At 67.9% G+C, this 25517-nt stretch carries 22 protein-coding genes; 19 read left to right on the forward strand and 3 right to left on the reverse strand.

From position 1 onward, the window contains the following. Window positions 1–8 precede the first annotated feature (8 nt). Window positions 9–518, reverse strand: coding sequence for a (2Fe-2S)-binding protein (locus J5T34_RS01720; RefSeq protein ID WP_208578070.1), 510 nt, complete (start codon window positions 516–518; stop codon window positions 9–11). Window positions 519–983: 465 nt separating this feature from the next. On the opposite strand from J5T34_RS01720, the gene J5T34_RS01725 reads away from it, so the two are divergent. The 16 genes from J5T34_RS01725 (at window position 984) to J5T34_RS01800 (ending at window position 20585) form a co-directional block, all read left to right on the forward strand. Then, window positions 984–1562 (forward strand): YqaA family protein, encoded by a 579-nt coding sequence (locus tag J5T34_RS01725; protein ID WP_208578072.1) that lies wholly within the window; start codon window positions 984–986, stop codon window positions 1560–1562. Between the two features lie 149 nt (window positions 1563–1711). After that, window positions 1712–5686 carry a DUF3683 domain-containing protein gene (locus J5T34_RS01730; protein ID WP_208578074.1) on the forward strand — a complete coding sequence of 1325 codons (3975 nt, stop codon included), beginning with the start codon at window positions 1712–1714 and terminating at the stop codon, window positions 5684–5686. Further along, entirely contained in the window at window positions 5683–6141 is a 459-nt protein-coding gene (locus J5T34_RS01735; RefSeq protein WP_347880627.1) for an HIT family protein, read from the forward strand. The genes J5T34_RS01730 and J5T34_RS01735 overlap by 4 nt, the downstream gene beginning before the upstream one ends. 132 nt (window positions 6142–6273) lie before the next feature. Continuing rightward, window positions 6274–8190 (forward strand): ABC transporter ATP-binding protein/permease, encoded by a 1917-nt coding sequence (locus tag J5T34_RS01740; RefSeq protein WP_208578076.1) that lies wholly within the window; start codon window positions 6274–6276, stop codon window positions 8188–8190. A 62-nt stretch (window positions 8191–8252) separates the two neighbouring features. After that, window positions 8253–8672, forward strand: coding sequence for a gamma-butyrobetaine hydroxylase-like domain-containing protein (locus J5T34_RS01745; RefSeq protein WP_208578078.1), 420 nt, complete (start codon window positions 8253–8255; stop codon window positions 8670–8672). Window positions 8673–8721: 49 nt separating this feature from the next. Then, window positions 8722–9453 (forward strand): bifunctional demethylmenaquinone methyltransferase/2-methoxy-6-polyprenyl-1,4-benzoquinol methylase UbiE, encoded by a 732-nt coding sequence (gene ubiE, locus J5T34_RS01750; protein WP_208578080.1) that lies wholly within the window; start codon window positions 8722–8724, stop codon window positions 9451–9453. A 41-nt stretch (window positions 9454–9494) separates the two neighbouring features. Further along, complete coding sequence (locus tag J5T34_RS01755; protein WP_208578082.1) at window positions 9495–10490, forward strand: Tim44 domain-containing protein; 996 nt, start codon at window positions 9495–9497, stop codon at window positions 10488–10490. A gap of 144 nt (window positions 10491–10634) precedes the next feature. Further along, complete coding sequence (locus tag J5T34_RS01760) at window positions 10635–11306, forward strand: ubiquinone biosynthesis accessory factor UbiJ (protein ID WP_208578085.1); 672 nt, start codon at window positions 10635–10637, stop codon at window positions 11304–11306. Between the two features lie 99 nt (window positions 11307–11405). Further along, the gene (gene ubiB, locus J5T34_RS01765; protein ID WP_208578094.1) at window positions 11406–12980 is read left to right on the forward strand and encodes a ubiquinone biosynthesis regulatory protein kinase UbiB; all 1575 of its coding nucleotides are present in this window, start codon (window positions 11406–11408) and stop codon (window positions 12978–12980) included. A 271-nt stretch (window positions 12981–13251) separates the two neighbouring features. After that, window positions 13252–14688: a sodium:solute symporter family protein gene (locus J5T34_RS01770; protein WP_208578096.1), complete on the forward strand. Its 1437-nt coding sequence runs from the start codon at window positions 13252–13254 to the stop codon at window positions 14686–14688. A gap of 313 nt (window positions 14689–15001) precedes the next feature. Further along, a complete protein-coding gene (locus J5T34_RS01775; RefSeq protein ID WP_208578098.1) occupies window positions 15002–15328 on the forward strand; it encodes an FmdB family zinc ribbon protein in 327 nt (108 codons plus the stop codon). Between the two features lie 13 nt (window positions 15329–15341). Beyond that, on the forward strand, window positions 15342–16052 hold the full coding sequence (locus tag J5T34_RS01780; protein WP_208578100.1) for a DUF502 domain-containing protein: 711 nt from the start codon (window positions 15342–15344) through the stop codon (window positions 16050–16052). 46 nt (window positions 16053–16098) lie between these two features. Next, window positions 16099–17907, forward strand: coding sequence for an aspartate--tRNA ligase (gene aspS, locus J5T34_RS01785; protein WP_208578102.1), 1809 nt, complete (start codon window positions 16099–16101; stop codon window positions 17905–17907). Window positions 17908–18087: 180 nt separating this feature from the next. Continuing rightward, window positions 18088–18975: a hypothetical protein gene (locus J5T34_RS01790; RefSeq protein ID WP_208578104.1), complete on the forward strand. Its 888-nt coding sequence runs from the start codon at window positions 18088–18090 to the stop codon at window positions 18973–18975. Between the two features lie 297 nt (window positions 18976–19272). Then, complete coding sequence (gene nudB / locus J5T34_RS01795; RefSeq protein ID WP_208578106.1) at window positions 19273–19797, forward strand: dihydroneopterin triphosphate diphosphatase; 525 nt, start codon at window positions 19273–19275, stop codon at window positions 19795–19797. Continuing rightward, window positions 19794–20585 (forward strand): endonuclease/exonuclease/phosphatase family protein, encoded by a 792-nt coding sequence (locus tag J5T34_RS01800; protein ID WP_174108993.1) that lies wholly within the window; start codon window positions 19794–19796, stop codon window positions 20583–20585. Before nudB ends, J5T34_RS01800 begins: the two co-directional genes overlap by 4 nt. Before the next feature lie 23 nt (window positions 20586–20608). Here the strand turns inward: J5T34_RS01800 and mobB are convergent, their stop codons facing one another. Both mobB and J5T34_RS01810 read right to left on the reverse strand, forming a co-directional pair. Continuing rightward, the gene (mobB, locus tag J5T34_RS01805) at window positions 20609–21118 is read right to left on the reverse strand and encodes a molybdopterin-guanine dinucleotide biosynthesis protein B (RefSeq protein ID WP_208578108.1); all 510 of its coding nucleotides are present in this window, start codon (window positions 21116–21118) and stop codon (window positions 20609–20611) included. 12 nt (window positions 21119–21130) lie between these two features. Further along, window positions 21131–21304, reverse strand: a complete 174-nt coding sequence (locus tag J5T34_RS01810; protein WP_208578110.1) for a hypothetical protein — start codon at window positions 21302–21304, stop codon at window positions 21131–21133. Here J5T34_RS01810 and clsB point away from each other — a divergent pair. From clsB to J5T34_RS01825, 3 genes are all read left to right on the forward strand, one after another. Then, window positions 21303–22673 (forward strand): cardiolipin synthase ClsB, encoded by a 1371-nt coding sequence (gene clsB / locus J5T34_RS01815; RefSeq protein WP_208578112.1) that lies wholly within the window; start codon window positions 21303–21305, stop codon window positions 22671–22673. The two genes, J5T34_RS01810 and clsB, sit on opposite strands and share 2 nt — an antisense overlap. A 380-nt stretch (window positions 22674–23053) precedes the next feature. Further along, window positions 23054–23644 (forward strand): TetR/AcrR family transcriptional regulator, encoded by a 591-nt coding sequence (locus tag J5T34_RS01820; RefSeq protein WP_006578334.1) that lies wholly within the window; start codon window positions 23054–23056, stop codon window positions 23642–23644. 71 nt (window positions 23645–23715) lie between these two features. Next, window positions 23716–25503 (forward strand): acyl-CoA dehydrogenase C-terminal domain-containing protein, encoded by a 1788-nt coding sequence (locus J5T34_RS01825; protein ID WP_208578114.1) that lies wholly within the window; start codon window positions 23716–23718, stop codon window positions 25501–25503. Window positions 25504–25517: the final 14 nt, after the last annotated feature.

Here is a 25517-nt window from a genome sequence, read left to right on the forward strand (position 1 = left end):
GCTCGTCCTTACTCGGCGGAAGCGGCGGCGGGCGCGGGGACGGCGGGGGCGCCGGCCATCGCGGCCTGGCCCTGCTGCACCGCGCGCACGATGTTGTGGTAGCCGGTGCAGCGGCACAGATTGCCGTCCAGATGCGCGCGGATCGTCGCGGCGTCGGCGTTCGGCCGCTCCTGCACCAGCGCGGTGGCGCTCATCACCATGCCCGGCGTGCAGAAACCGCATTGCAGGCCGTGGCAGTCGCGGAAGGCGGCCTGCATCGGATGCAGTTCACCGTCGGGGGCCAGCCCTTCGATGGTGGTCACCTTGCTACCTTCCGCCTGCACCGCCAGCAGGTTGCACGACTTCACCGCCCGGCCGTCCAGATGCACGGTGCAGGCGCCGCATTGCGCGGTGTCGCAGCCGACATGGGTGCCGGTCAGGCGCAGCTGTTCACGCAGGAATTGGACGAGAAGGGTGTGGGGTTCTACCTGGGCGTCGACGGACTTGCCGTTGACGGTCAGGCGGATCGGAATCGCCATGCTGGTCTCCATGTGGGTGGACGCACATGGCCGGCTCCGAACATCCCGCGTGTATCCCGAAAATGCGCGATGGCTGCCCGGAACAGGCTACGGCGCGTGGCTGCCGCTTGTTGGGACGCGGCTATTTCGTGATAGTGGTGCAGCGATTTTGGTGCAGCGATTGGTGCAGCGATCGTGCAGCGGTCCAGGCAGATCGACTGCTCGATCGAGTGCCAGAGCGACTGCAGGCGACTGCGGGCGACGGGCGATCCGTCGCACCTGCCGGCCAGTGAACCATAGGCTGGCAAAGGCTCTAACAGTAAATCACAAATCAATGGGGTGTGCCATGCGGGTTGCCCCGCCGGGCCTTGCTAGAATGGCCGGCCGCGAGCGGGACCGCACGCAGCCGCGGACATCCGCGCCGCCGCGTTCGTTCGCGCCGGCCGCCATCTCCGTCTCGAACCCCACCAACGAACGACCGCATTGATGGAAGGCCTGATCGACTGGCTGTTCGAAACCGCCGCGCTGCCCAAGGTAGGACTGAGCGCGATCTTCCTCGTCAGCCTGCTGTCGGCGACGCTGCTGCCGGTCGGCTCCGAGCCCGCGGTGTTCGGCTATATCAAGCTCAACCCCGACATGTTCTGGCCGGCCCTGCTGGTGGCCACCGCCGGCAACACGGCCGGCGGCGCCATCGACTGGTGGCTCGGCTATGCGGCCAAGCTGGCGCTGGTGCGCTACCACCTGCGGCGCCAGCACCGCGAGCACGAGCGCGAGCATGCCGAGCATCGCAAGCACCCGCGCAAGCCGCGCAAGCCGCCGTTGGACGCGCGCTACTTCCGGTGGATGCGCCGGCTCGGCCCGAAGACGCTGCTGCTGTCGTGGTTGCCGATGTTAGGTGATCCACTATGCACATTGGCCGGTTGGCTGCGGCTGCCGTTCTGGCGGAGCCTTGGCTACATGGCGGTCGGCAAGCTGTTGCGCTATCTGGCGATGACCAGCGCGCTGCTGTGGATTCCGGACAGTTTCTGGCAGCGGCTGGGCGACAGCATGAAGACCTGGTTCTGACCGCGCGGCGCCACGGGCGGCCGCCAGCCCTGTCCCCAGCGCGGGTATGGGATTGCTGCGCCGCGGCAAAACGGCCCCTTGCAGTACAATCGCGCTTTAGTTGACGACAGGCGCACCGTCCCCGTGCGCCGCATGCCGCGGTCCCGCCCATGAATGCCCCACTCGTGCTCGACGCCAAGCTCGCCGCGCAGGACGCCCCTCCGCGCCTGCGCGAGATCCCCTATAACTACACCTCCTTTTCCGACCGCGAGATCGTGATCCGCCTGCTGGGCGAGGAGGCCTGGCGGATTCTGGACGAGCTGCGCGGCGAGCGCCGCACCGGCCGTTCGGCGCGGATGCTGTACGAGGTGCTGGGCGATATCTGGGTGGTACGCCGCAACCCGTATCTGCAGGACGACCTGCTCGAGAACCCCAAGCGCCGCGAGATGCTGATCTCCGCGCTGCATCACCGCCTGGCCGAGATCGAGAAGCGCCGCGCCGCCGACCGCGCCGAACATGCCGAGCCGGCCGCCGAGGACCGCTCGCATCGCGTCGAGCAGCTGGTCACCTTCGCCCGCCAGGCGATCGACGAATTCAAGCGCGAGTTCACCGACGCCTACGAGCTGCGCAAGCGCGCGCTGCGCGTGCTGGGCCGCGTCACGCAGAAGGACAACATCAAGTTCGACGGGCTCTCGCGCGTGTCGCACGTGACCGACGCCACCGACTGGCGCGTCGAATACCCGTTCGTGGTGCTGACCCCCGACACCGAGGAAGAGATCGCCGGGCTGGTCAAGGGCTGCTTCGAACTGGGCCTGACCATCATTCCGCGCGGAGGCGGCACCGGCTATACCGGCGGCGCCGTGCCGCTGACGCCGCTGTCCGCGGTGATCAATACCGAGAAGCTCGAGCAGCTGGGGCCGGTCGAAGAGACCGAGCTGCCTGGCGTGCAGGGCAAGGTCGCCACCATCTTCTCGGGCGCCGGCGTGGTGACGCGCCGCGTCGCCGATGCCGCCGACAAGGCCGGCCTGGTGTTCGCGGTCGATCCGACCTCGATCGACGCGTCCTGCATCGGCGGCAACGTCGCGATGAACGCCGGCGGCAAGAAGGCCGTGCTGTGGGGCACCGCGCTGGACAACCTGGCCTGGTGGCGCATGGTGGATCCCGAGGGCAACTGGCTCGAGGTCACGCGCGTGGACCACAACCTGGGCAAGATCCACGACGTGCCGGTCGCCACCTTCGAGCTGAAGTGGTTCGACGGCAATCGCGCGCCGGGCGAGAAGCTGCTGCGCAGCGAGACGCTGGCGATCGAGGGCCGCAAGTTCCGCAAGGAAGGGCTGGGCAAGGACGTCACCGACAAGTTCCTGGCCGGCCTGCCGGGCGTGCAGAAGGAGGGCTGCGACGGCATCATCACCAGCGCCCGCTGGATCCTGCATCGGATGCCGCGCCATATCCGCACCGTTTGCCTGGAGTTCTTCGGCCAGGCCCGCGACGCGATTCCGAGCATCGTCGAGATCAAGGACTTCCTCGATATCGAGTCGAAGACGCCGGGCGGCGCGATTCTCGCCGGCCTCGAGCATCTGGACGAGCGCTATCTGCGCGCGGTCGGCTATGCCACCAAGAGCAAGCGCAACGCCTTCCCGAAGATGGTGCTGATCGGCGATATCGTCGGCGACGACGAGAACGCGGTCGCGCGCGCCACCTCGGAAGTGATTCGCATGGCCAACGGCAAGAGCGGCGAGGGCTTCGTCGCGATCAGCCCCGAGGCGCGCAAGAAGTTCTGGCTGGACCGTTCGCGCACCGCCGCGATCGCGCGGCACACCAATGCCTTCAAGATCAACGAAGACGTGGTGATTCCGCTGAACCGGATGGGCGAATACACCGACGGCATCGAGCGCATCAACATCGAGCTGTCGATCAAGAACAAGCTCAAGCTCGCCGACGAGCTCGAAACGTTCTTCGCGCGCGGCAACCTGCCGCTGGGCCGCAGCGACGACGCCAACGAGATCCCGAGCGCCGAGCTGCTGGAAGACCGCGTGCAGCAGGCGCTGACGCTGCTGCGCGACGTGCGCGCGCGCTGGATGTATCTGCGCGACAACCTCGACACGCCGCTGACGCAGGCGCGCGCCGCGCTGATCGGCCACGGCCTGGGCCTGCTGGGACCGGCCTTCGAGGCGCGCCTGGCGCAGCAGCCCGATGCCGCGGTGTTCCATCTGCTGCAGGACCGCACGATCCGCGTGTCGTGGAAGAACGAGCTGCGCGCGGAGCTGCGCAAGATCTTCAACGGCGGCGAGTTCAAGCCGATCCTCGACGAGGCGCAGAAGATCCACAAGCAGGTGCTGCGCGGCCGCGTCTTCGTCGCGCTGCACATGCACGCCGGCGACGGCAACGTGCACACCAACATCCCGGTCAACTCCGACGACTACGACATGCTGCAGGACGCCCACAAGGCGGTGGCCCGCATCATGGCGCTGGCGCGTTCGCTCGACGGCGTGATTTCCGGCGAGCACGGCATCGGCATCACCAAGCTCGAGTTCCTGACCGAGGAAGAGATCGGCGACTTCCGCCAGTACAAGCAGCGCGTCGATCCGCAGGGCCGCTTCAACAAGGGCAAGCTGCTGCCCGGCGCCGACCTGCGCAATGCCTACACGCCGTCGTTCGGCCTGATGGGGCACGAGTCGCTGATCATGCAGCAGAGCGACATCGGCGCGATCGCGGACAGCGTCAAGGACTGCCTGCGCTGCGGCAAGTGCAAGCCGGTGTGCGCGACCCACGTGCCGCGCGCCAATCTGCTGTACAGCCCGCGCAACAAGATCCTGGCGACCTCGCTGCTGATCGAGGCCTTCCTGTACGAGGAGCAGACCCGCCGCGGCGTGTCGATCAAGCACTGGGACGAGTTCTCGGACGTGGCCGACCACTGCACCGTCTGCCACAAGTGCGTGACGCCGTGCCCGGTCAAGATCGACTTCGGCGACGTGTCGATGAACATGCGCAACCTGCTGCGCAAGATGGGGCAGAAGAAGTTCAACCCCGGCACCGCGGCGGCGATGTTCTTCCTGAACGCGACCAATCCGCAGACCATCAACATGACCCGCAAGGTCATGATGGACTGGGGCTACAAGGCGCAGCGCGCCGGCAACGAGCTGATGAAGACGCTGGCGCGCAAGCAGACCGCGCATCCGCCCGCCACGGTCGGCAAGCCGCCGGTGCGCGAGCAGGTGATCCACTTCGTCAACAAGAAGATGCCGGGCAACCTGCCCAAGAAGACCGCGCGCGCGCTGCTCGATATCGAAGACAACGAGATCGTGCCGATCATCCGCAATCCGAAGGCCACGTCGGTCGAGAGCGAGGCGGTGTTCTACTTCCCGGGCTGCGGTTCGGAGCGGCTGTTCTCGCAGGTGGGGCTGGCCACGCAGGCGATGCTGTGGCACGTCGGCGTGCAGACCGTGCTGCCGCCGGGCTATCTGTGCTGCGGCTATCCGCAGCGCGGCACCGGCCAGTTCGACAAGGCCGAGAAGATCGTCACCGACAACCGCGTGCTGTTCCACCGGGTCGCCAACACGCTGAACTACCTCGACATCAAGACGGTGGTGGTCAGCTGCGGCACCTGCTACGACCAGCTCGCCGGCTATGAATTCGAGAAGATCTTCCCGGGCTGCCGCATCGTCGATATCCACGAATATCTGCTGGAGAAGGGCGTCAAGCTCGAGGGCGTGACCGGGGCGCGCTACATGTATCACGACCCCTGCCACACGCCGATCAAGACGATGGACCCGACCAGGCTGGTCAACCAGCTGATGGGCGGCAACGGCGAGGCCGGCAACATCGAGAAGAACGAGCGCTGCTGCGGGGAATCGGGCACGCTGGCGGTCACGCGTCCGGACGTTTCCACGCAGGTCCGCTTCCGCAAGGAAGAGGAAATGCGCAAGGGCGCCGGCAAGCTGCGCGCCGACGGCTTCGACGGCGACGTCAAGATCCTGACCAGCTGCCCGTCGTGCCTGCAGGGGCTGTCGCGCTACAACGAGGACGCCTCGGTGCAGGCCGACTACATCGTGGTCGAGATGGCGCGCCATCTGCTGGGCGAGAACTGGATGCCCGACTACGTCGCCGCGGCCAACGCGGGCGGCATCGAACGGGTTCTGGTGTGAGCGCCGTGGGGCAGGGCCCGGCTCGCGTGGCGGGCTGCCCGCTGTGCGAAGGCGAGGGCGGCGAGCTGGTCTGGCAGGATCCGGCCCAGCGCGCTCGCGTGATCCTGGTCGAGCACGAGCGCTTTCCCGGCTTCTGCCGCGTGGTCTGGCAGGACCACGTGGCCGAGCAGACCGATCTGTCCGAGGCCGACCAGGCCTGGCTGATGCGGCTGGTGGCCCGGGTCGAGCGCACCGTGCGCGACGCGATGGCGCCCGACAAGATCAATCTGGCCGCCTTCGGCAATATGGTGCCGCACCTGCACTGGCATATCATTCCGCGCTATCGCTGGGACACCCATTTCCCCGAGGCGGTCTGGGCCGCGCCGCAGCGCGAGCCCGACGCCGGCCGCATCGCGGCGCTGCAGGCGCGCCTGCCGGCGCTGCGCGCCGCGCTGGCCGCGCTGTCAGCCGAGTGAGCAGGCGACGCGTTCTGCTTGCGTGGTGACTGCGTGCTGATTGGGCCCTGAATGCCCGCCGGTCCGCCGCGCGGAACCCGGGCGGTTTCGCCGCCGTCTGATGCCTGTTGTTCCTAACGCCTGCCGTCATTCATGTCCACGCCTACCACCGCCACCGTGCCCGGTCCGGCCGTTCCGGCCCGCGAGCTGCAGATCCAGAGCCGCCTGCGCTTTCGCGCGACCTGGGCGCTGATCAAGCCCTACTGGAAATCCGAGGACCGCAAGGCCGGGCTCGGGCTGTTGCTGCTGCTGGTGGCGCTGAACCTGGGCATCGTCTACATCAACGTGCTGCTCAACGAGTGGAACCGCGTGTTCTACAACGCGCTGGAGCAGCGCGACTACGCCTCCTTCAAGGAGCTGCTGCTGCGGTTCAGCATGATCGCGGCCTGCTTCATCGTCGCGGCGATCTTCCGCCAGTACTACACGATGATGCTGCAGATGCGCTGGCGGACCTGGATGACCAACCAGTTCCTCGGCAAGTGGCTGGCCTGGCAGGCCTACTACCGCATCGAACAGACCCACGCGACCGACAACCCCGACCAGCGCCTGGCCGACGATCTGCGGCTGTTTACCGACGGCGCGCTGTCGCTGTCGCTCGGCCTGCTCAATTCGGTGGTCACGCTGGTGTCCTTCGTCGGCATCCTGTGGGCCGTGTCCGGGCCGATCAGCTTCGCGCTGGGCGGCTCGACGATGACGATTTCCGGCTATATGGTCTGGTTCGCCGGCGGCTACGCGGTGCTGGGCTCGCTGCTGACGCACTGGATCGGCCGCCCGCTGATCGGCCTGAACTTCCAGCAGGAGCAATACGAGGCGAACTTCCGTTTCTCGCTGGTGCGGCTGCGCGAAAACGCCGAGCCGGTCGCGCTCTATCGCGGCGAGCCGACCGAGCAGGCCGGGCTGCGCGCGCGCTTCGAGCAGATCCGCGTCAACTGGAACCAGCTGATGTTCTATACGCGGCGGCTGACCTTCATCAGTTCCGGCTACGGCCAGTTCGCCATCATCTTCCCGATCCTGGTGGCCGCGCCGCGCTATTTCGCCGGCAAGATGACGCTGGGCGGGCTGATGCAGATGTCGACCGCGTTCGCCCAGGTCCAGGGCGCGCTGTCCTGGTTCGTCGACAACTACGCGACGCTGGTCGGCTGGAAGGCCGCGTCGAACCGTCTGATCGATTTCCAGCACGCGATTCGCGAGGCGCAGCGGCAGGAGCGGCTGCACGACGGCGAGCACGATATTCAGGTCAACGTCGGCGACGCGCGCGCCGGCGAGCGCGACCGGATCGAGATCGATGCGCTCGCGCTGGCGCTGCCGGTCATCGGCGGCCCGGGCCTGCCGGTGGTCAAGCGGCCGCTGGTGTCGGCGTTCTCGCTGACGATCGCGCGCGGCGAGCGCTGGCTGGTGACCGGCCCGTCGGGCTGCGGCAAGAGCGTGCTGTTCCGCGCGCTGGCCGGGATCTGGCCGTACGGCAGCGGCACGGTGTCGATGCCGCCGGCCTCGCGCACGCTGTTCCTGCCGCAGCGCAGCTATCTGCCGATCGGCACGCTGGCCGACGCGCTGTCCTATCCGCAGGCCGGCGACGCGTACCCGGCCGAGGCGTTGCGCGACGCGCTGCGCCAGGCCCAGCTCGGCGCGCTGGCCAACCAGCTCGATGTATTCGACAACTGGGCGCTGCGGCTCTCGCCCGGCGAGCAGCAGCGGCTGGCGTTTGCGCGCGCGCTGCTGTGCAAGCCCGATTTCCTGTTCCTCGACGAGGCCACCAGCGCGCTGGACGAGGAGACCGAGCGCGCGATGTACCAGCTGATGGTCGATGCGCTGCCCGGCGCGGCGATCGTCAGCATCGCGCATCGGAGCACGGTCGCGGCCTTCCACAACCGCCGGCTGCGCTACCTGCCCGAGCGCGGGAGCGTGCAGCCCGATGACCGGGCGGCAGAGGCCGGCGCGCCCCGTCCGGCGCTCGAGGATGGGCAAGGCGGGTCGCGTGCGGTAAGCTATCGGGTCGTACAAGAAGCGTGAACTCGGCGCGTGAGCCCCTCGCTCGGCCCGGGTCTGCGCCAACACGGCTAGCGCCGACAATCATGGCAGGACTGGAAAAAGATACCCCGCATCCCACCGCGCTGACGGTCCACACGCAATCGCGCGTGCTGGAAATCGGCTTCGACAATGGCGCCAGCTTCCGGCTGCCGTTCGAATACCTGCGGGTCTACTCGCCGTCCGCCGAAGTGCAGGGCCACGGCCCGGGCCAGGAGGTGCTGCAGACCGGCAAGCGCGATGTCACCGTGACCGCGGTCGAGCCGGTGGGCAACTATGCGATCCTGATCCGCTTCTCCGACGGCCACGACAGCGGCATCTATTCGTGGGACCTCCTGTACCGCCTCGGCGCCGAGCAGGACGCGCTGTGGCAGGACTATCTGCGGCGGCTGGAGGCCGCCGGCGCCGATCGCGACACGCCGATGGCGCCCGCCGCGGCACACGGCCACGGCTGCGGCCATCACTGAGCCGCCGGCCGTCCCCCACTGCCCCACACTGGATTTCTGGAGCCCAGCGATGAGCGAGACCCACTTCGGGTTCGAGAAGGTCGACGAGACCGAGAAGGCGAGCAAGGTTGCCGGCGTGTTCCACTCGGTCGCGTCGAAGTACGACCTGATGAACGACCTGATGTCGGGCGGCATGCACCGGCTGTGGAAGCTGTTCACGATCGCCCAGGCGGGCGTGCGCCCGGGCTACAAGGTGCTCGACATCGCCGGCGGCACCGGCGACCTGGCCAAGGCCTTCGCCCGCCAGGCGGGCCCGAGCGGCGAGGTCTGGCTGACCGACATCAACGAATCGATGCTGCGCGTCGGCCGCGACCGGCTGCTGAACGACGGCATCGTGACGCCGACCTGCCTGTGCGACGCCGAGCGGATCCCGTTTCCCGACAACCATTTCGACCTGGTCACCGTGGCTTTCGGCCTGCGCAACATGACGCACAAGGAGCGGGCGCTGGCCGAGATGCGGCGCGTCACCAAGCCGGGCGGCAAGGTGATGGTGCTGGAATTCTCCAAGGTCTGGAAGCCGCTGGAGAAGGCGTACGATGTCTACTCGTTCAAGGTGCTGCCGTGGCTGGGCCAGCGTGTCGCGGGCGACGCCCACAGCTACCGCTACCTGGCCGAGTCGATCCGCATGCACCCCGACCAGGATTCTCTTGTGCGGTTGATGGAACAAGCGGGGCTGGAAAACGTCGAATACTTCAACCTGACGGCTGGCGTCGTGGCTTTGCACGTCGGCAGGAAGTACTGAATCAGCGCCAATTGCGGCGCAATAAAAGGGGATAAGGAATCATGTCCAATATTCGCGGAAAATTCCTGGCGGGGTCGCTGGCCGGCATGCTGGCCTTCGGGATGGTCTTCGATGCGGAAGCCAAGCGCATGGGCGGTTCGCGCAGCTTCGGCAAGCAGTCGTCCAACGTGACCCAGCAGCGCCAGCAGGCGCCGCAGACGCCGGCTCAGCAACAGGCACAGCAGCCGGCGCAGCAGGCGGCGCCGGCCACGGCCGGTGCCGGCGCCGCCGCAGCCGCCGCGCCGCGCCGCAACTGGGGCGGCATCCTCGGCGGCATCGCCGCCGGCCTGGGTATCGGCTGGCTGCTGTCGCAGTTCGGCCTGGGCGGCGCCGCGCTGACCTTCCTGTCCAACCTGATCCTGATCGCGGCGCTGGCCTTTATCGCGATCTGGCTGATCCGCAAGTTCCGCGGCGGCGCCAAGCGTCCGCAGCCGGCGTATGCGGGTGCCGGTGCGGGTGCCGCGCCGGGCGCCGGCCGGGCCGATCTCGGCCGCAGCGGCTTCGACCGCGGCCAGGAGCCGATGATGCGCGAGCCGGTGCTGCAACCGTCGGCGCAACCGTCGACCCAGGCAGCGCTGCAGCCGGCCGCCGAACAGCAGCCGCAGGGCGTCCAGCCCTGGGGCGTGCCCGCCGACTTCGATACCGAAGCCTTCCTGCGCAACGCCAAGGTGTACTTCGTGCGTCTGCAGGCCGCCTGGGACGCCGGCAACCTCGACGACATCCGCGAGTTCACCACGCCGGAAATGTTTGCCGAGATCAAGATGGATCTGGGCGATCGCGGCGCGCAGGGCAACCACACCGACGTGGTCACGCTCGACGCGACGCTGCTGGGCATCGAAACCACCGACAGCCAGCATGTGGCCAGCGTGCGCTTCAGCGGCATGATCCGCGAGAACGAAGGCGAGGCCGCCCAGCCGTTCGCCGAGGTGTGGAACCTGGCCAAGCCGGCCAGCGGCGCCGGCGGTTGGGTGCTGGCGGGGATCCAGCAGGAATCCTGAGTTCGCCGATGCGCTGCTGAGAGCCGATGCCCGGGTGCGGCGTGATGTGCCCGGCGCTGGCTTAGAATGGAGGCCCACGCGCCAACGCGCGTGGGCCTTTTTCATTGGCGCCGGCCTGGCCGGCGTGGTCCGCCCCATCACGCCATGAACACTCTTCCTTCCGCGCTGGCCGGCCCCATCGTCGCCGCGCTCAATCATCTGCTGGAACAGGAGCCGTGGGCGCGCAAGCTGCTGACGCCCTATGCCGGCCGCGTGATCGGCTTCGATGCCGCCGCCTTCGCGATGGCCTTGCGGATCGACGCGCAAGGCATGGTGGCGCTGGCCGCCGCCGATGCGCCGCCGCCCGCGGTGACCATCGCCGTGCCGCTGCAGCAGTGGCCGCTGGTGGTGGCCGACGTCGCCGCCGGCGGACAGGCCGCCGCGATGCGCCATGTGCGGCTCGAGGGCGATGCCGAGCTGGCCAATACCGTGTCGACGCTGGCGCGCAGCCTGCGCTGGGATGCCGCGGAGGATCTGGCCCGGGCCTTGCGTGCCGTGATGGGCGGCACCGTCGGCGACAGCGTCGCGCAGCGGCTGGTCGACGGCGCGCAGCAGGCCCATGCCGGCGCGCTCCGGGTCGGACGGGCGCTGGTCGACAACGTGACCGAATATCTGCTCGACGAACAGCCGACGCTGGTCCGCCATGCCGCGCTGGACGATTTCCGCGCCGATGTGGCCGCGTTGCGTGACGATCTGGCACGGCTGGAGAAGCGGCTGGAGAAGCTGGAGCGCGGCGCGGGTCCAGGCCAGGCCAGGTTGCCGTCCGCGCATCGCTGAGCCGCCGAACCGCCGAACCGCTGAACGAATCCGCCTGGCCGGCGGCGAGGCCGCGCAAACAGCGCGCCCCGATCCGGCCGGCTTACCAAAAAGACCTGCATGACCCGTTTCCTGCGCCTTTGCAAGATCGCCTTTGTCATCTTCTATTACGGCCTGGACGAGCTGGTGCTGTCCGGTTTCCAGAACCGGCATATCCGCCTGCTGGTCAGGGTCATCACCATCGGCCGCAAGCTCGACACGGTGCCGCGCGGCGTGCGGCTGCGGCTGGCGCTGACCCGGCTGGGACCGATCTTCGTCAAGTTCGGCCAGGTGCTGTCGACCCGGCGCGATCTGCTGCCCGCCGATATCGCCGATGAACTGGCGCTGCTGCAGGACCAGGTGCCGCCGTTCGATCCGGCCGTCGCGGTCGCCATCATCGAACGCTCGCTGGGCCGGCCGCTGACGCACCTGTTCGAGACCTTCGAGCACCAGCCGGTGGCCAGCGCCTCGATCGCGCAGGTGCACTTCGCCACGCTGAAGGCCGGCCCGCATCGCGGCCGCGAGGTCGCGGTCAAGGTGCTGCGCCCGGGCATGCTGCCGGTGATCGACAGCGATCTGGCGCTGATGCGCGACGTCGCGATCTGGATCGAGCGGGTCTCGGCCGACGGCAAGCGGCTCAAGCCGCGCGAGGTGGTCGCCGAGTTCGACAAGTACCTGCACGACGAGCTGGACCTGATGATCGAGGCGGCCAACGCCAGCCAGCTGCGCCGCAACTTCCAGGACACCGAACTGCTGCTGGTGCCCGAAGTGTTCTGGGACTTCTGCAGCAGCGAGGTGTTCGTGATGGAGCGGATGCACGGCATCCCGATCTCGCGCACCGAATCGCTGAAGGCCGCCGGCGTGGATCTGCATCGGCTGGCGGAGGAGGGGGTCGAGATCTTCTTCACGCAGGTGTTCCGCGACGGCTTCTTCCACGCCGACATGCACCCCGGCAACATCCTGGTGTCGGTGCAGCCCGAGACCTTCGGCCGCTATATCGCGCTGGACTTCGGCATCGTCGGCGCGCTGTCCGAGTTCGACAAGAACTACCTGGCGCAGAACTTCATCGCGTTCTTCCGCCGCGATTACCACCGTGTCGCGCTGCTGCACGTGGAATCGGGCTGGGTGCCGCCGCAGACCCGGGTCGAGGAGCTGGAGAGCGCGGTGCGCGCCTGCTGCGAGCCGTACTTCGACAAGCCGCTGAAGGAAATCTCGCTCGGCATGGTGCTGATGCGGCTGTTCCAGACCTCGCGCCGCTTCAACGTCGAGATCCAGCCGCAACTGGTGCTGCTGCAGAAGACGCTGCTCAATATCGAGGGCCTGGGCCGGCAGCTCGATCCGGACCTGGACCTGTGGAAGACCGCCAAGCCGTACCTGGAGCGCTGGATGCACGAGCAGGTCGGCTGGCGCGGCGCCTGGGAGCGCATCCAGGTCGAGGCGCCGCAATGGGCCAAGATGCTGCCCGACTTCCCCCGCCTGGCGCACCAGTTCCTGGAGCGCCGCGCGCTGGTCAACAACAGTCAGCAGGACCGGCTGCTGGCGGCGCTGGTGGTCGAGCAGCGCCGCACCAACCGGATGCTGGCGATCGGGCTGCTGCTGGGCGGCGCCGTGACCATCGCGCTGGTGATGACGCAGCTGGTGGACTGGTTCGGCTGAGGGTTTGGCCGAGCGCGGCCGCCGAACCCGTCCGGCCCGACCCAGCGGCGCCGCTGCTGATTTTTTTGGCACAGCGCGCTTGTATCGTCGCTTGCATCGCTATAATCCGCGTTTCGATTCGGCTACGACCGCAGGCCAGTGCTCCTCCCAGGGCACCCGATCCGCCACCCACGCGGCCCCGACCGATGAATTGGACTGCGGGCGCGCGCACCTTTGCCGCCGTCCGCCATTCGGTTTCTTGGCCTCTGGGCTTTTGGGATAGGGCAGCAGCATGCTGATCTGGTTTGTCATCATCTACTGGGTAATCTCGGTCGGCATCGGCCTGTGGGCCGCACTGCGCGTGCGCAACACGACCGACTTCGCCGTGGCCGGCCGCAGCCTGCCGTTCTACGTGGTCACCGCCACCGTGTTCGCGACCTGGTTCGGCTCCGAGACCGTGCTGGGCATCCCGGCGGTGTTCCTGAAGGAGGGGCTGTCCGGCGTCGTGTCCGATCCGTTCGGCTCGTCGCTGTGCCTGATCCTTGTCGGCCTGTTCTTCGCCCGTCCGCTGTACCGGATGAACCTGCTGACGATCGGCGACTACTACCACAACCGCTACGGGCGCCTGGCCGAGATCCTGACCACGCTGTGCATCGTGGTGTCCTACCTCGGCTGGGTCGCCGCGCAGATCAAGGCGCTGGGGCTGGTGTTCTACACCGTCTCGGACGGCGCGCTGTCGCAGGACGCCGGCATGATGATCGGCGCGGCCAGCGTGCTGATCTACACGCTGTTCGGCGGCATGTGGTCGGTGGCGATCACCGACTTCATCCAGATGATCATCATCGTGATCGGCATGCTGTACATCGGCTACGAGGTCAGCGGCCAGGCCGGCGGCGTGTCGGCGGTGGTGTCGCACGCGGCCGCGGCCGGCAAGTTCGAATTCCTGCCCGAGCTCGACCTGATCCAGATCATCGGCTTTGCCGCCGCGCTGTTTACGATGATGCTCGGCTCGATCCCGCAGCAGGACGTGTTCCAGCGGGTCACCTCGTCGCGCACCGAACATATCGCCGCGCGCGCCTCGGTGCTGGGCGGCGTGCTGTACTTCTGCTTCGCCTTCATCCCGATGTTCCTGGCCTACTCGGCCACGCTGATCGATCCGGCGATGGTGCAGCGCTATATCAATACCGACTCGCAGCTGATCCTGCCGACGCTGATCCTCGATCACGCGCCGCTGTTCGCGCAGGTGATGTTCTTCGGCGCGCTGCTGTCGGCGATCAAGAGCTGCGCCTCGGCCACGCTGCTGGCGCCGTCGGTGACCTTCGCCGAGAACATCCTGCGGCCGTATTTCCGCCATCTGGACGACCGGCGCTTCCTGCGCGTGATGCAGGCCGTGGTGCTGGTCTTCACCGTGGCGGTCACGCTGTTCGCGCTGAACTCGCATCTGTCGATCTTCCATATGGTCGAGAATGCGTACAAGGTCACGCTGGTGTCGTCGTTCGTGCCGCTGGCCTTCGGCCTGTTCTGGAAGCGCGCCACCCGCCAGGGCGGGCTGGCCGCGATCCTGCTGGGCCTGAGTTCGTGGCTGGTCAGCGAGATCGCGTTCGCCGACGCCGCGGTGCCGCCGCAGATGGTCGGCCTGCTGTTCTCGCTGGGCGGCATGGTGTTCGGCTCGCTGCTGCCGCAGTGGATCGGCGACCGGCCGCCGGTCAAGGAAGTGCATATCGCCTGATTTCCGCCCTGGAAGGGGCTGCCGCACGGCCATTCCAGGGCCAATGCGGCGCGAATGCGGGGCCGATCCCGGGCCAATGTGGGCCGAATGCGGCCGCTTCCCGCCAATCCGCCGGTCTGCGCCCCAGGCGGGCCGCTTTTCCGGCGGCAACGGCGTCCAAACGGTTTATAATTCAAGGCTTTGCATGGCCGGACGGTGGCGGGCGACAGCCTCGAACGCCGCGCCGGCCGCGCGCGTTGATTTCCCTTGTTTTTTCGTTGACGCGTTTGTCGTCCCCTTTGTTCAACCGATTGGGATCTCCCGGAGAGCCACAATGCCGATCTATGCCTACCGTTGCGACGCCTGCGGCCATGGGCGCGATGTGCTGCAGAAAATGAGCGATGCTCCGCTCACCGACTGCCCATCCTGCAATACGGCGGGGGCCTTCAAGAAACAGCTGACCGCGGCCGGTTTCCAGCTCAAGGGTTCGGGCTGGTACGTGACCGACTTCCGCGGCGGCAACAACGGCGGCAACGCCAGCGCCGGCTCGGGCGCGAGCAGCACCGGCGACGCGGGCGCGGCCAAGCCGGCCGAGACGTCGGCGTCCGCCAGCGCGGCGCCCGCGGCCGGCGGCTGCGGCAGCGCCTGCGCCTGCCACTGAACCAGGAAGGAACGTGGCCGCCAACAAGAAAACTTCCGCACTGAAGACCTGGTTCCTGACCGGACTGCTGGTGCTGGTGCCGCTGGGCATCACGCTGTGGGTGCTCAGCCTGATCATCGGCACGATGGACCAGAGCCTCGCGCTGCTGCCCGAGGCCTGGCAGTTCGACCGCCAGCTGTTCGGCATGCGCGTGCCCGGCCTGGGCGCCATCCTGACCCTGCTGTTCATCCTGCTGGTCGGGGTGCTGACGCACAACTTCATCGGCCAGCGCCTGGTGCGCTGGTGGGAAGCCCTGCTGCACCATATCCCGGTGGTGGGGCCGATCTATTCGAGCGTCAAGCAGGTCTCGGACACGCTGCTGTCCTCGTCCGGCAACGCCTTCCGCAAGGCGCTGCTGGTGCAGTACCCGCGCGAGGGCTCGTGGACCATCGCCTTCCTGACCGGCCGGCCCGGCGGCGACGTGCAGAACCACCTGCAGGGCGAGTATGTCAGCGTCTACGTGCCCACCACGCCGAATCCGACCTCGGGCTTCTTCCTGATGATGCCCAAGGCCGACACCATCGAGCTCGACATGACCGTCGATGCCGCCCTGAAATACATCGTGTCGATGGGCGTGGTCGCGCCGGCCGAGCTGCCGCGCAAGGCCGCGCCGAGCCGCGCCGCAGCGTCCGCCGCTTCGGCGGCTTCCGGTGCCTCCGCCGCCGACCCATCGCACTCCAATTGACCGCAGGCCGCCCGAGCGCGGCCGCGCCTTACCGGGAATTCCTCCTATGTCCTCCATGCGAACTCACTACTGCGGTCTCGTGACCGAACAACTGACCGGCCAGGAAGTGGCCCTGACCGGCTGGGTGCAACGGCGCCGCGACCACGGCGGCGTGATCTTCATCGACCTGCGCGATCGCGAAGGCCTGGTGCAGGTCGTCTGCGATCCGGACCGCCCGGAGATGTTCAAGGTCGCCGAGGACATCCGCAACGAGTTCTGCATCCGCGTGACCGGCAAGGTGCGCGCGCGCCCGGCCGGCACCGAGAACGCCAACCTGACCTCGGGCAAGATCGAGGTGCTGTGCCATGAGCTGACCGTGCTGAACCCGTCGGTCACGCCGCCGTTCCAGCTCGACGACGACAACCTGTCGGAGACCACCCGCCTGACGCACCGCGTGCTGGACCTGCGCCGCCCGCAGATGCAGTACAACCTGCGCCTGCGCTACAAGGTCGCGATGGAAGTGCGCAAGTACCTGGACGAGCAGGGCTTCATCGACATCGAGACGCCGATGCTGGGCAAGAGCACGCCGGAAGGCGCGCGCGACTACCTGGTGCCGTCGCGCGTCAACCCGGGCCACTTCTTCGCGCTGCCGCAGTCGCCGCAGCTGTTCAAGCAGATGCTGATGGTGTCGGGCTTCGACCGCTACTACCAGATCACCAAGTGCTTCCGCGACGAGGACCTGCGAGCGGACCGCCAGCCCGAATTCACGCAGATCGACTGCGAGACCTCGTTCCTGACCGAGCAGGACATCCGCGACCTGTTCGAGAACATGATCCGCACGGTGTTCCAGAACACCATCGGCGTGGCGCTCGACGACAAGTTCCCGGTGATGGAATTCCGCGAGGCGATGGCCCGCTTCGGCTCGGACAAGCCGGACCTGCGCGTCAAGCTCGAGTTCACCGAGCTGACCGAGGTGATGAAGGACGTCGACTTCAAGGTCTTCTCGGCGCCGGCCAACAGCGACAACGGCCGCGTGGTCGCGCTGCGCGTGCCCGGCGGCGGCCAGATTTCGCGCGGCGAGATCGATGCCTACACGCAGTTCGTCGCGATCTACGGCGCCAAGGGCCTGGCCTGGATCAAGGTCAACGAAGTGGCCAAGGGCCGCGACGGCCTGCAGTCGCCGATCGTCAAGAACCTGCATGACGCGGCCATCGCCGAGATCCTGAAGCGCTCGGGCGCGCAGGATGGCGACATCCTGTTCTTCGGCGCCGACAAGGCCAAGGTGGTCAACGACGCGATGGGGGCGCTGCGCCTGAAGATCGGCCATTCGGAATTCGGCAAGTCCAACGGCCTGTTCGAGGACGCGTGGAAGCCGCTGTGGGTGGTGGACTTCCCGATGTTCGAGTACGACGAGGAAGACGCCCGCTGGGTCGCGATGCACCACCCGTTCACCAGCCCGAAGGACGAGCATCTGGAGTACCTGGCCACCGATCCGGGCAAGTGCATCGCCAAGGCCTACGACATGGTGCTCAACGGCTGGGAAATCGGCGGCGGCTCGGTGCGGATCTACCGCGAGGACGTGCAGAGCAAGGTGTTCCGCGCGCTGAAGATCAACGAGGAAGAGGCGCGCGCCAAGTTCGGCTATCTGCTCGACGCGCTGCAGTACGGCGCGCCTCCGCATGGCGGCATCGCCTTCGGCCTGGACCGCATCGTCACGATGATGGCCGGCGCCGATTCGATCCGCGACGTGATCGCCTTCCCGAAGACCCAGCGCGCGCAGGATCTGCTGACGCAGGCGCCGAGCTCGGTCGACGAGAAGCAGCTGCGCGAGCTGCATATCCGCCTGCGCACGCCCGAGCCGAAGGCTTCGGCGTGATGCCGCTGACGACGTAGCAAGAGAGACGGCCGTGCGCGAGCGCGGCCGTTTTTTGTTTGTGTAGGCTGGCGGAGGGCGTCGAGGTTTCCAATTGTTTCCCATGGGAACGATCGGCCACCTCGCACGGTCATCCAACGGGCTGCCGCCGGCTGGCCAAGCACCTGACAAGGGAGAACAAAGGTGACACTGGATATCGAACTGATCCGCCAATTCCTGCTGCAGCATGCGGAGACGATCCTGACCTGGCTGGTCGCCGGGCTGGTGATGATGCTGCTGGCGCGCTTCGAGCTGCGCCGCGCGGTGCGCAAGTCCGCGCAGGCGATGTCGGAATCGGTGGCGACCACGGTGGCCGCCTGCGTCCCCGATATCGCCCATGCCGCCCAGGTCGGCAGCGCCGCGGCCGAAGGCGGCGCGGTACAGATGCAGCGTGCCGAGGCGCTGCGCCGCGTGGCGCTGGACACGGTGGCGGCGGTGATGGCGCGCGGCCGCTGGCTCGAGGAAGTCGGCAATCTGCGCCTGCCGGAAGATGCGCTGCTGACGGGCCGTCGCGGCAGCGGTGCCGATCCGCTGCTGGTGGTGGCGCCGCAGCCGGTGGTGCAAGCCTACCTCGCCGCACAGCGGAATTTCGAAACGATGGCGGCGCAACTGCAGGCACGGCGCCGCGACGCGCTGGCGCTGCAGGACGCGGCGCAGGCGCTGGTGGCCGAGGCCGCGCAGATCGAGCAGGAGACCGCCAGCATCGTGCTGCGCTTCGAGCAGGTCAATTCGCAGGCCGCGCAGGCCGCCCAGGCCGATGGCGGCGACTACCAGCGCTTCCTGATCCAGAAGTACCACGCGCTCGGCCAGCGCGAGAAGGAGGTCGCACAGGCCCGCACCGAGATGCAGGCGCGCGCCAACCAGGCCGCCGAGGCACTGGCGACCGAAGCCCACGCCGCCGCCGCCCGCTACACCGAGTCGCTGGCGCCGCTGATGCAGCAGCTGCGCGCCGCCTGGGGCCACGGCGATTCGCCGGAGGTGTTCGACAGCTGGGTGCGCGAAGCCGGTTCGGTGCGCGAGGAACGGGCCTGATGGGTGTTCTCCCCTCTCCCGCTTGCGGGAGAGGGGCGGGGGAGAGGGCAGCGGCGGTCGATATGTCACCGTCGCACGAAACCACCCCCTCTCCCCAACCCTCTCCCCCTGAGGGGGAGAGGGAGAACACCCGACCTTCTCCCCCTGAAGGGGAGAGGGACAACACCGGAGGGAGAACACCATCCTGAGTGCCCCGTCCATCACATCATCCCCACGCGCTCCGGGCTTGTCGGACTAACGCCGGTGGCGCCGGCGGGCAACTGCGTTAAGCTTGTCAGCCTGTTCCCGCCCGATCCCATGCCCTACAAGATTCCCGAATCCGTGCTGGTCGTGATTCATACGACCGATCTGCAGGTCCTGCTGCTGGAGCGCGCCGATCGTCCCGGCTTCTGGCAATCGGTGACCGGCAGCCTCGATACCCCCGACGAACCCCTGGCATTGACCGCCGCCCGCGAGGTGGCCGAGGAAACCGGCATCGTTGCCAGCGAGCACAGGCTGCAGGACTGGGGTCACCACATCGAATACGAGATCTACCCCGAATGGCGCCATCGCTATGCGCCCGGGGTCACGCGCAATGTCGAGCACTGGTTCGGCCTGTGCGTCGACCGGCCGCTGCCCGTCACGCTCGCGCCGCGCGAGCATCTGCAGTCGGTCTGGCTGCCGTGGGAACAGGCGGCCGCGCGCTGCTTCTCGTCGAGCAACGCCGAAGCGGTGCGCCAGCTGGCCTGGCGCGCGGCGGCCGGCGCCACCGCCTGCGCGGCGGGCGCCGGGGGTGCCGCGGGCACGGCGAGCGCCGCCGGCGAGCCCGGGGGCGCGCGATGAAGTTGCGCGTGGTCACCTACAACATCCACAAGGGGCTGACCGGCTTCGCGCGCCGTCCGCGCATCCAGCATGTCCGCGATGGCTTGCAGACGGTCGACGCCGACATCGTCTTCCTGCAGGAAGTGCAGGACCGCAACGACCGCCTGGTGGCCGCCTCGCTGTTCGATTCCGACTACACGCAGCTGAACTACCTGGCGACCGACGCCTATCCGCATTCGGTCTATGGCCGCAACGCGGTCTACGACCACGGGCATCACGGCAACGCGATCCTGTCGCGCCATCCGATCCTGATGTCGGAAAACCTCGATATTTCCGACCATCGCTTCGAGCAGCGCGGGCTGCTGCATGCGGTGGCCGATATCCACGGCATCGAGGCGCATCTGATCTGCGTGCATTTCGGCCTGTTCGCGCGCAGCCGCGCGCGCCAGGCCGAGGCGCTGGTCGAACGGGTGCGCAACGTGGTGCCGGCCGATGCGCCGCTGGTGATCGCCGGCGACTTCAACGACTGGAATCACCGGCTCGATGCGCTGATCTGCAATACGCTGGGCGCGCTGGAAGCCTCGCAGGCGCGCGGCTCGCGGCTGCATACCTTTCCGAGCCATATGCCGTGGTGGCAGCTCGACCGGATCTACGTGCGCGGCTTCGAGATCGAGCGGGCCCGCGTGCTGACCGGGCGCGACTGGGCGCAGCGCTCGGACCATGTGCCGCTGGTCGCCGAGCTGGCGCGGCCGCAGGTACCCGAGGCCAATCCAAGGCATAGCGACGAGACCGCGGGCGCGGCCGGCTAGCCGCCGCCTCGGGTCGGGCTCGTCTACAGCCCGGCGTGTTCGCGCACGAACGCCTCGATCGCGTCGATCCGGTTCAGATCAAGCACCGGCAGCCTCGTCAGCGCGGCCACTTCGTCCGGGGAGTCCGTCGCGACGCCGACGATGCCCGGTACTTCGGGCCACAGCGGCGGCCGGCCGTGGCCCGGGCGATAAACCTCGAGCTTGGGCACGTCGCTGTGCTTGTATCCCTCGACCAGCACCAGGTCGGTATCGGCGGGCAGCACCGCCAGCGCGTCGGCCAGTTCGGGCGGCGTCGCCCCTTCCTCATAGCGGCGCATCAGCGTCAGATGCCGGGCGCCGACCAGCACCACATTGGCGCAGCCGGCCTCGCGCATGCGCCACGAATCCTTGCCGGGGGTGTCCGGGTCGAAGCCGTGATGGGTATGTTTGACGCCGGCCACGCGCAGCCCGGCCGCGACGAAGCGGGGGATCAACTGGTCCAGCAAGGTGGTCTTGCCGCTGCCGGAAGTGCCGGCGATACCGAATACCTTCACGATCGAATCAGCTCAGTGCGCGGGGGCGCCGGTGGGGACGATGTCAGGGACGAAGCCGGAGACGACGTCGGAAACAAAGCGCGACGATAGCAGAGTCGGCGCGCGTTCGTCCGGCTTTGCCCCGCTGCGCCCGTCGATGCCCGCCGGGTGGCGTTTCCGCCGCGAGGTGACCGATAATGCGGCCATGTCCTCGTCCGAGCGTTCAAGCGACACCACCCGCACCGCCACGACCGCCGCCCATGCCACCGATGCAGCCACCGAAGCCACCGAGGCCACGGCCGCCGCGGTGCTGGCAGGGCGGCACAGCCCCCGGCTGCAGCGCACCGGTCCGGGCCGTCCGGTCGGCGGCAATCGCGTCGAGCTGCTGCGCGGCGGCGCCGAATACTTTGCCGCGCTGATCGCGGCGATCGACCAGGCGGTGCTGTCGGTCTCGCTGGAGACCTATATCTACGCCGACGACGAGATCGGCCAGGCCGTCGCCGACGCGCTGCTGCGCGCGGTCGAGCGCGGCGTGCGCGTCCATCTGCTGGTCGACGGCTTCGGCGCCGGCGACATGCCGCCCGCGCTGGCCGAGCGGCTGCGGCAGGGTGGCGTCAGGCTGGGCGTGTACCGCCCGCTGCGGGGCTTTCGGCTGGCGCGCCGGCATCTGCGCCGGCTGCACCGCAAGCTGGCGGTGATCGACCGGCGCATTGCCTTTGTCGGCGGCATCAACATCATCGACGACCACAATCACGGCCCCTTCGACGAAGCGCAGCTCGGTCCGCGCTACGACTTCGCGGTGCGGGTCACCGGTCCGCTGGCCGGCCAGATCGCGCTGACCGCGGAGCGGCTGTGGTGGCGGCTCGCGCTGCGCGGCCAGATGCAGGGCGGCGGGCCGGAGGGTGGCATGTCGAGCGGCATGTCGGGCGGACTGTCCGGCCTCGCCGCCGACTTTCCGCTGCCGGAAGGCTCCCTGCCTTCGCCGACCGAAGGCGGCGTGCGGGCGGCGCTGCTGCTGCGCGACAACCTGCGCAATCGCCGCACCATCGAGCGCGCCTATCTGCAGGCCCTGGGCTCGGCGCGGCACGATGTCATCATCGCCAACGCCTACTTCCTGCCCGGGGTAAAGATGCGGCGCGCGCTGCTGGCCTGCCGCCGCCGTGGCGTGCGCGTGCGGCTGCTGCTGCAGGGCATGGTCGAGTACCGGCTGCAGCACTATGCGACGCACGCGCTGTACGCAACGCTGCTCGAGGCGGGCGTCGAGATCCACGAGTACGCCGAGAGCTTCCTGCACGCCAAGGTCGCCGTGGTCGACGACAGCTGGGCGACGGTCGGTTCCAGCAACATGGATCCGTTCAGCCTGCTGCTCGCGCGCGAGGCCAACGTGGCGGTCTACGACGAGGCCTTTGCCGCGCAGCTGCGCGACGAACTGGAGCGGGCGATCGCGCTGCGCAGCGCGCGGGTCGTGCCCGAGGATCATGCGCGTCGCGGCCGTCTGCGCCGCTGTCTGGACTGGACTGCCTACATGCTGTTGCGCTTCGGCGTCATGGTGGCCGGCGCGGCCGGCCGCTATTGAAGATGGCGAGCCGGTGCTGCCTTGCGGCAAAATGCCGCCGGCATCCGGGCAAGGGGCGCGGCGACGGCCTGGACTGCGCCGCGCATGCTCGCGATCGGCCCGATGTTGCAGCGCAGTTCGGTTTAGAAACGAAGGTCTAATTAAAAACTTGATAGCGGCAGGCGCGGCCAGAATAATCTGAACGACCGTTCTTTTTTGGCTTAGACTGCGTGCATTCGCCACCCCGGTTCCGCCTCTACCCGGCGGCTCCGCGGCGATCGACACAACAGGCCAGGGCCAAGCGCGGCATCGCGAACCGATGCCGCAAAAAGTACGGAGAAAAAATCATGCGACACCAGTCAGCCCGTCTCGAATCCGCCACCAACGCTTCTCCCGCCCCGATGCGCAAGGGGGAGATGACGCGCGTGGCGATTCTCGACGCCGCACTGGAATTGTCGTCCCGCGACGGACTCGAAGGTTTGACGATCGGTCTGCTCGCGGAACGCATGCAAATGAGCAAGAGCGGCGTGTTCGCGCATTTCGGTTCGCGCGAAGACCTGCAGGTGGAGGTGGTGCGCGAGTATCACCGCCGGTTCGAGCAGGAGGTCTTCTATCCCTCGCTGAACGAGCCGCGCGGTCTGCCGCGCCTGTGGTCGATGGTGCGGCGCTGGATGGAAAAACGGATCCAGGAAGTCACCACCGGTTGCATCTACATCAGCGGGGCGGTCGAATACGACGACCGCGCGGAAAGCCCGGTGCGCGACGAGCTGATCAAGAGCGTCACCATCTGGCGGGCCGCGCTGACACGCGCGATCGAACAGGCCAAGGAAGAGGGGCATCTGCGCGCGGACTGCGATCCGCGCCTGATGCTGTTCGAGATGTACAGCCTCGAACTGGGGCTGCATCACGATGCCCGCTTCCTGCGCCTGCCCGACAGCGCCGAGCTTGCCATGGTCGCGCTCAACAAGCTGATTCAGTCCTACCGTACCTGATGCCGCCGCGGTCATTGCGTGCCTGACAGCACGAGCGGCGCGGCGGCTTCGCCAACTCCAAGGAGATCTTGATGGGCCAGTACACCGCTCCGCTGCGCGACATGCAATTCGTGCTGCACGAACTGCTCGGCGTCGAGGCCGAGCTCAAGGCGATGCCGCCGCACGCCGACGTCGATGCGGACACCATCAACCAGGTCATCGAGGAAGCCGGCAAGTTTTGCTCGGAAGTCATTTTCCCGCTGAACCAGAGCGGCGACCGCGAGGGCTGCACCCACCACGGCGACGGCGTCGTCACCGCGCCGTCGGGCTTCAAGGAAGCCTACCGGCAGTACGTCGAGGCCGGCTGGCCGGCGCTGGCGTGCGATCCCGAATTCGGCGGCCAGGGCCTGCCGATCCTGGTCAACAACGCGCTGTTCGAGATGCTGAACTCGGCGAACCAGGCCTGGACCATGTATCCGGGCCTGTCGCACGGCGCCTACGAGGCGCTGCACGCGCACGGCACGCCCGAGCTGCAGCAGCGCTACCTGCCCAAGCTGGTATCGGGCGAATGGACCGGCACCATGTGCCTGACCGAGCCGCACTGCGGCACCGACCTGGGCATCCTGCGCACCAAGGCCGAGCCGCTGGACGACGGCTCGTACAGCCTGACCGGCACCAAGATCTTCATCTCGGCGGGCGAGCACGACCTGTCGGCCAACATCATCCACCTGGTGCTGGCGCGGCTGCCTGACGCGCCGCAGGGCACCAAGGGCATCTCGCTGTTCGTGGTGCCGAAGTTCATTCCCGATGCCGACGGCATTCCGGGCGAGCGCAACGGCATCGTCTGCGGCTCGATCGAACACAAGATGGGCATCCACGGCAATGCCACCTGCGTGATGAACCTGGACGGCGCGCGCGGCTGGCTGGTCGGCGAGCCCAACAAGGGCCTGAACGCGATGTTCGTGATGATGAACGCCGCGCGGCTGGGCGTCGGCATGCAGGGCCTGGGGCTGACCGAGGTCGCCTATCAGAACTCGGTGGCCTACGCGAAGGAGCGTCTGCAGATGCGTTCGCTGACCGGGCCGAAGGCACCGGACAAGCCGGCCGATCCGATCATCGTCCACCCTGACGTGCGCCGCATGCTGCTGACGCAGAAGGCCTTCGCCGAGGGCGGCCGCGCGTTCAGCTACTGGACCGCGCTGCAGATCGACCGCGAGCTGTCGCACCCGGACGAGGCCGTGCGCAAGCAGGCCGGCGACCTGGTCGCGCTGCTGACGCCGGTGATCAAGGCCTTCCTGACCGACAACGCCTTCATCGCCACCAACGAGGGCATGCAGGTGTTCGGCGGCCACGGCTACATCTCCGAATGGGGCATGGAGCAGTACGTGCGCGACGCCCGCATCAACATGATCTACGAGGGCACCAACACGATCCAGGCGCTGGACCTGCTGGGCCGCAAGATCCTCGGCGACATGGGCGCGAAGATGAAGGCCTTCGGCAAGATCGTGCAGGAGTTCGTCGAGGCCGAGGGCACCAACGAGGCGATGCAGGAGTTCGTCAATCCGCTGGCGGACCTGGGCGACAAGGTGCAGAAGCTGACGATGGAGATCGGCATGAAGGCGATGGGCAATCCCGACGAGGTCGGCGCCGCCGCGGTGCCGTACCTGCGTGTGGTCGGCCATCTGGTGTTCGCCTACTTCTGGGCCCGCATGGCGAAGATCGCGCTGGAGAAGCAGGACAGCGGCGACAAGTTCTATGTCGCCAAGCTGGCGACCGCGCGCTTCTACTTCGCCAAGCTGCTGCCGGAGACTGCCGCGCAGATCCGCATGGCGCGCGCCGGCGCAAGCACGCTGATGGCGCTGGACGCGGAACTGTTCTGAGGCACTGAAAATAC

It is taken from the genome of Cupriavidus gilardii (genome assembly GCF_017598945.1).
Taxonomy (GTDB): Bacteria; Pseudomonadota; Gammaproteobacteria; order Burkholderiales; family Burkholderiaceae; genus Cupriavidus; species Cupriavidus gilardii_E.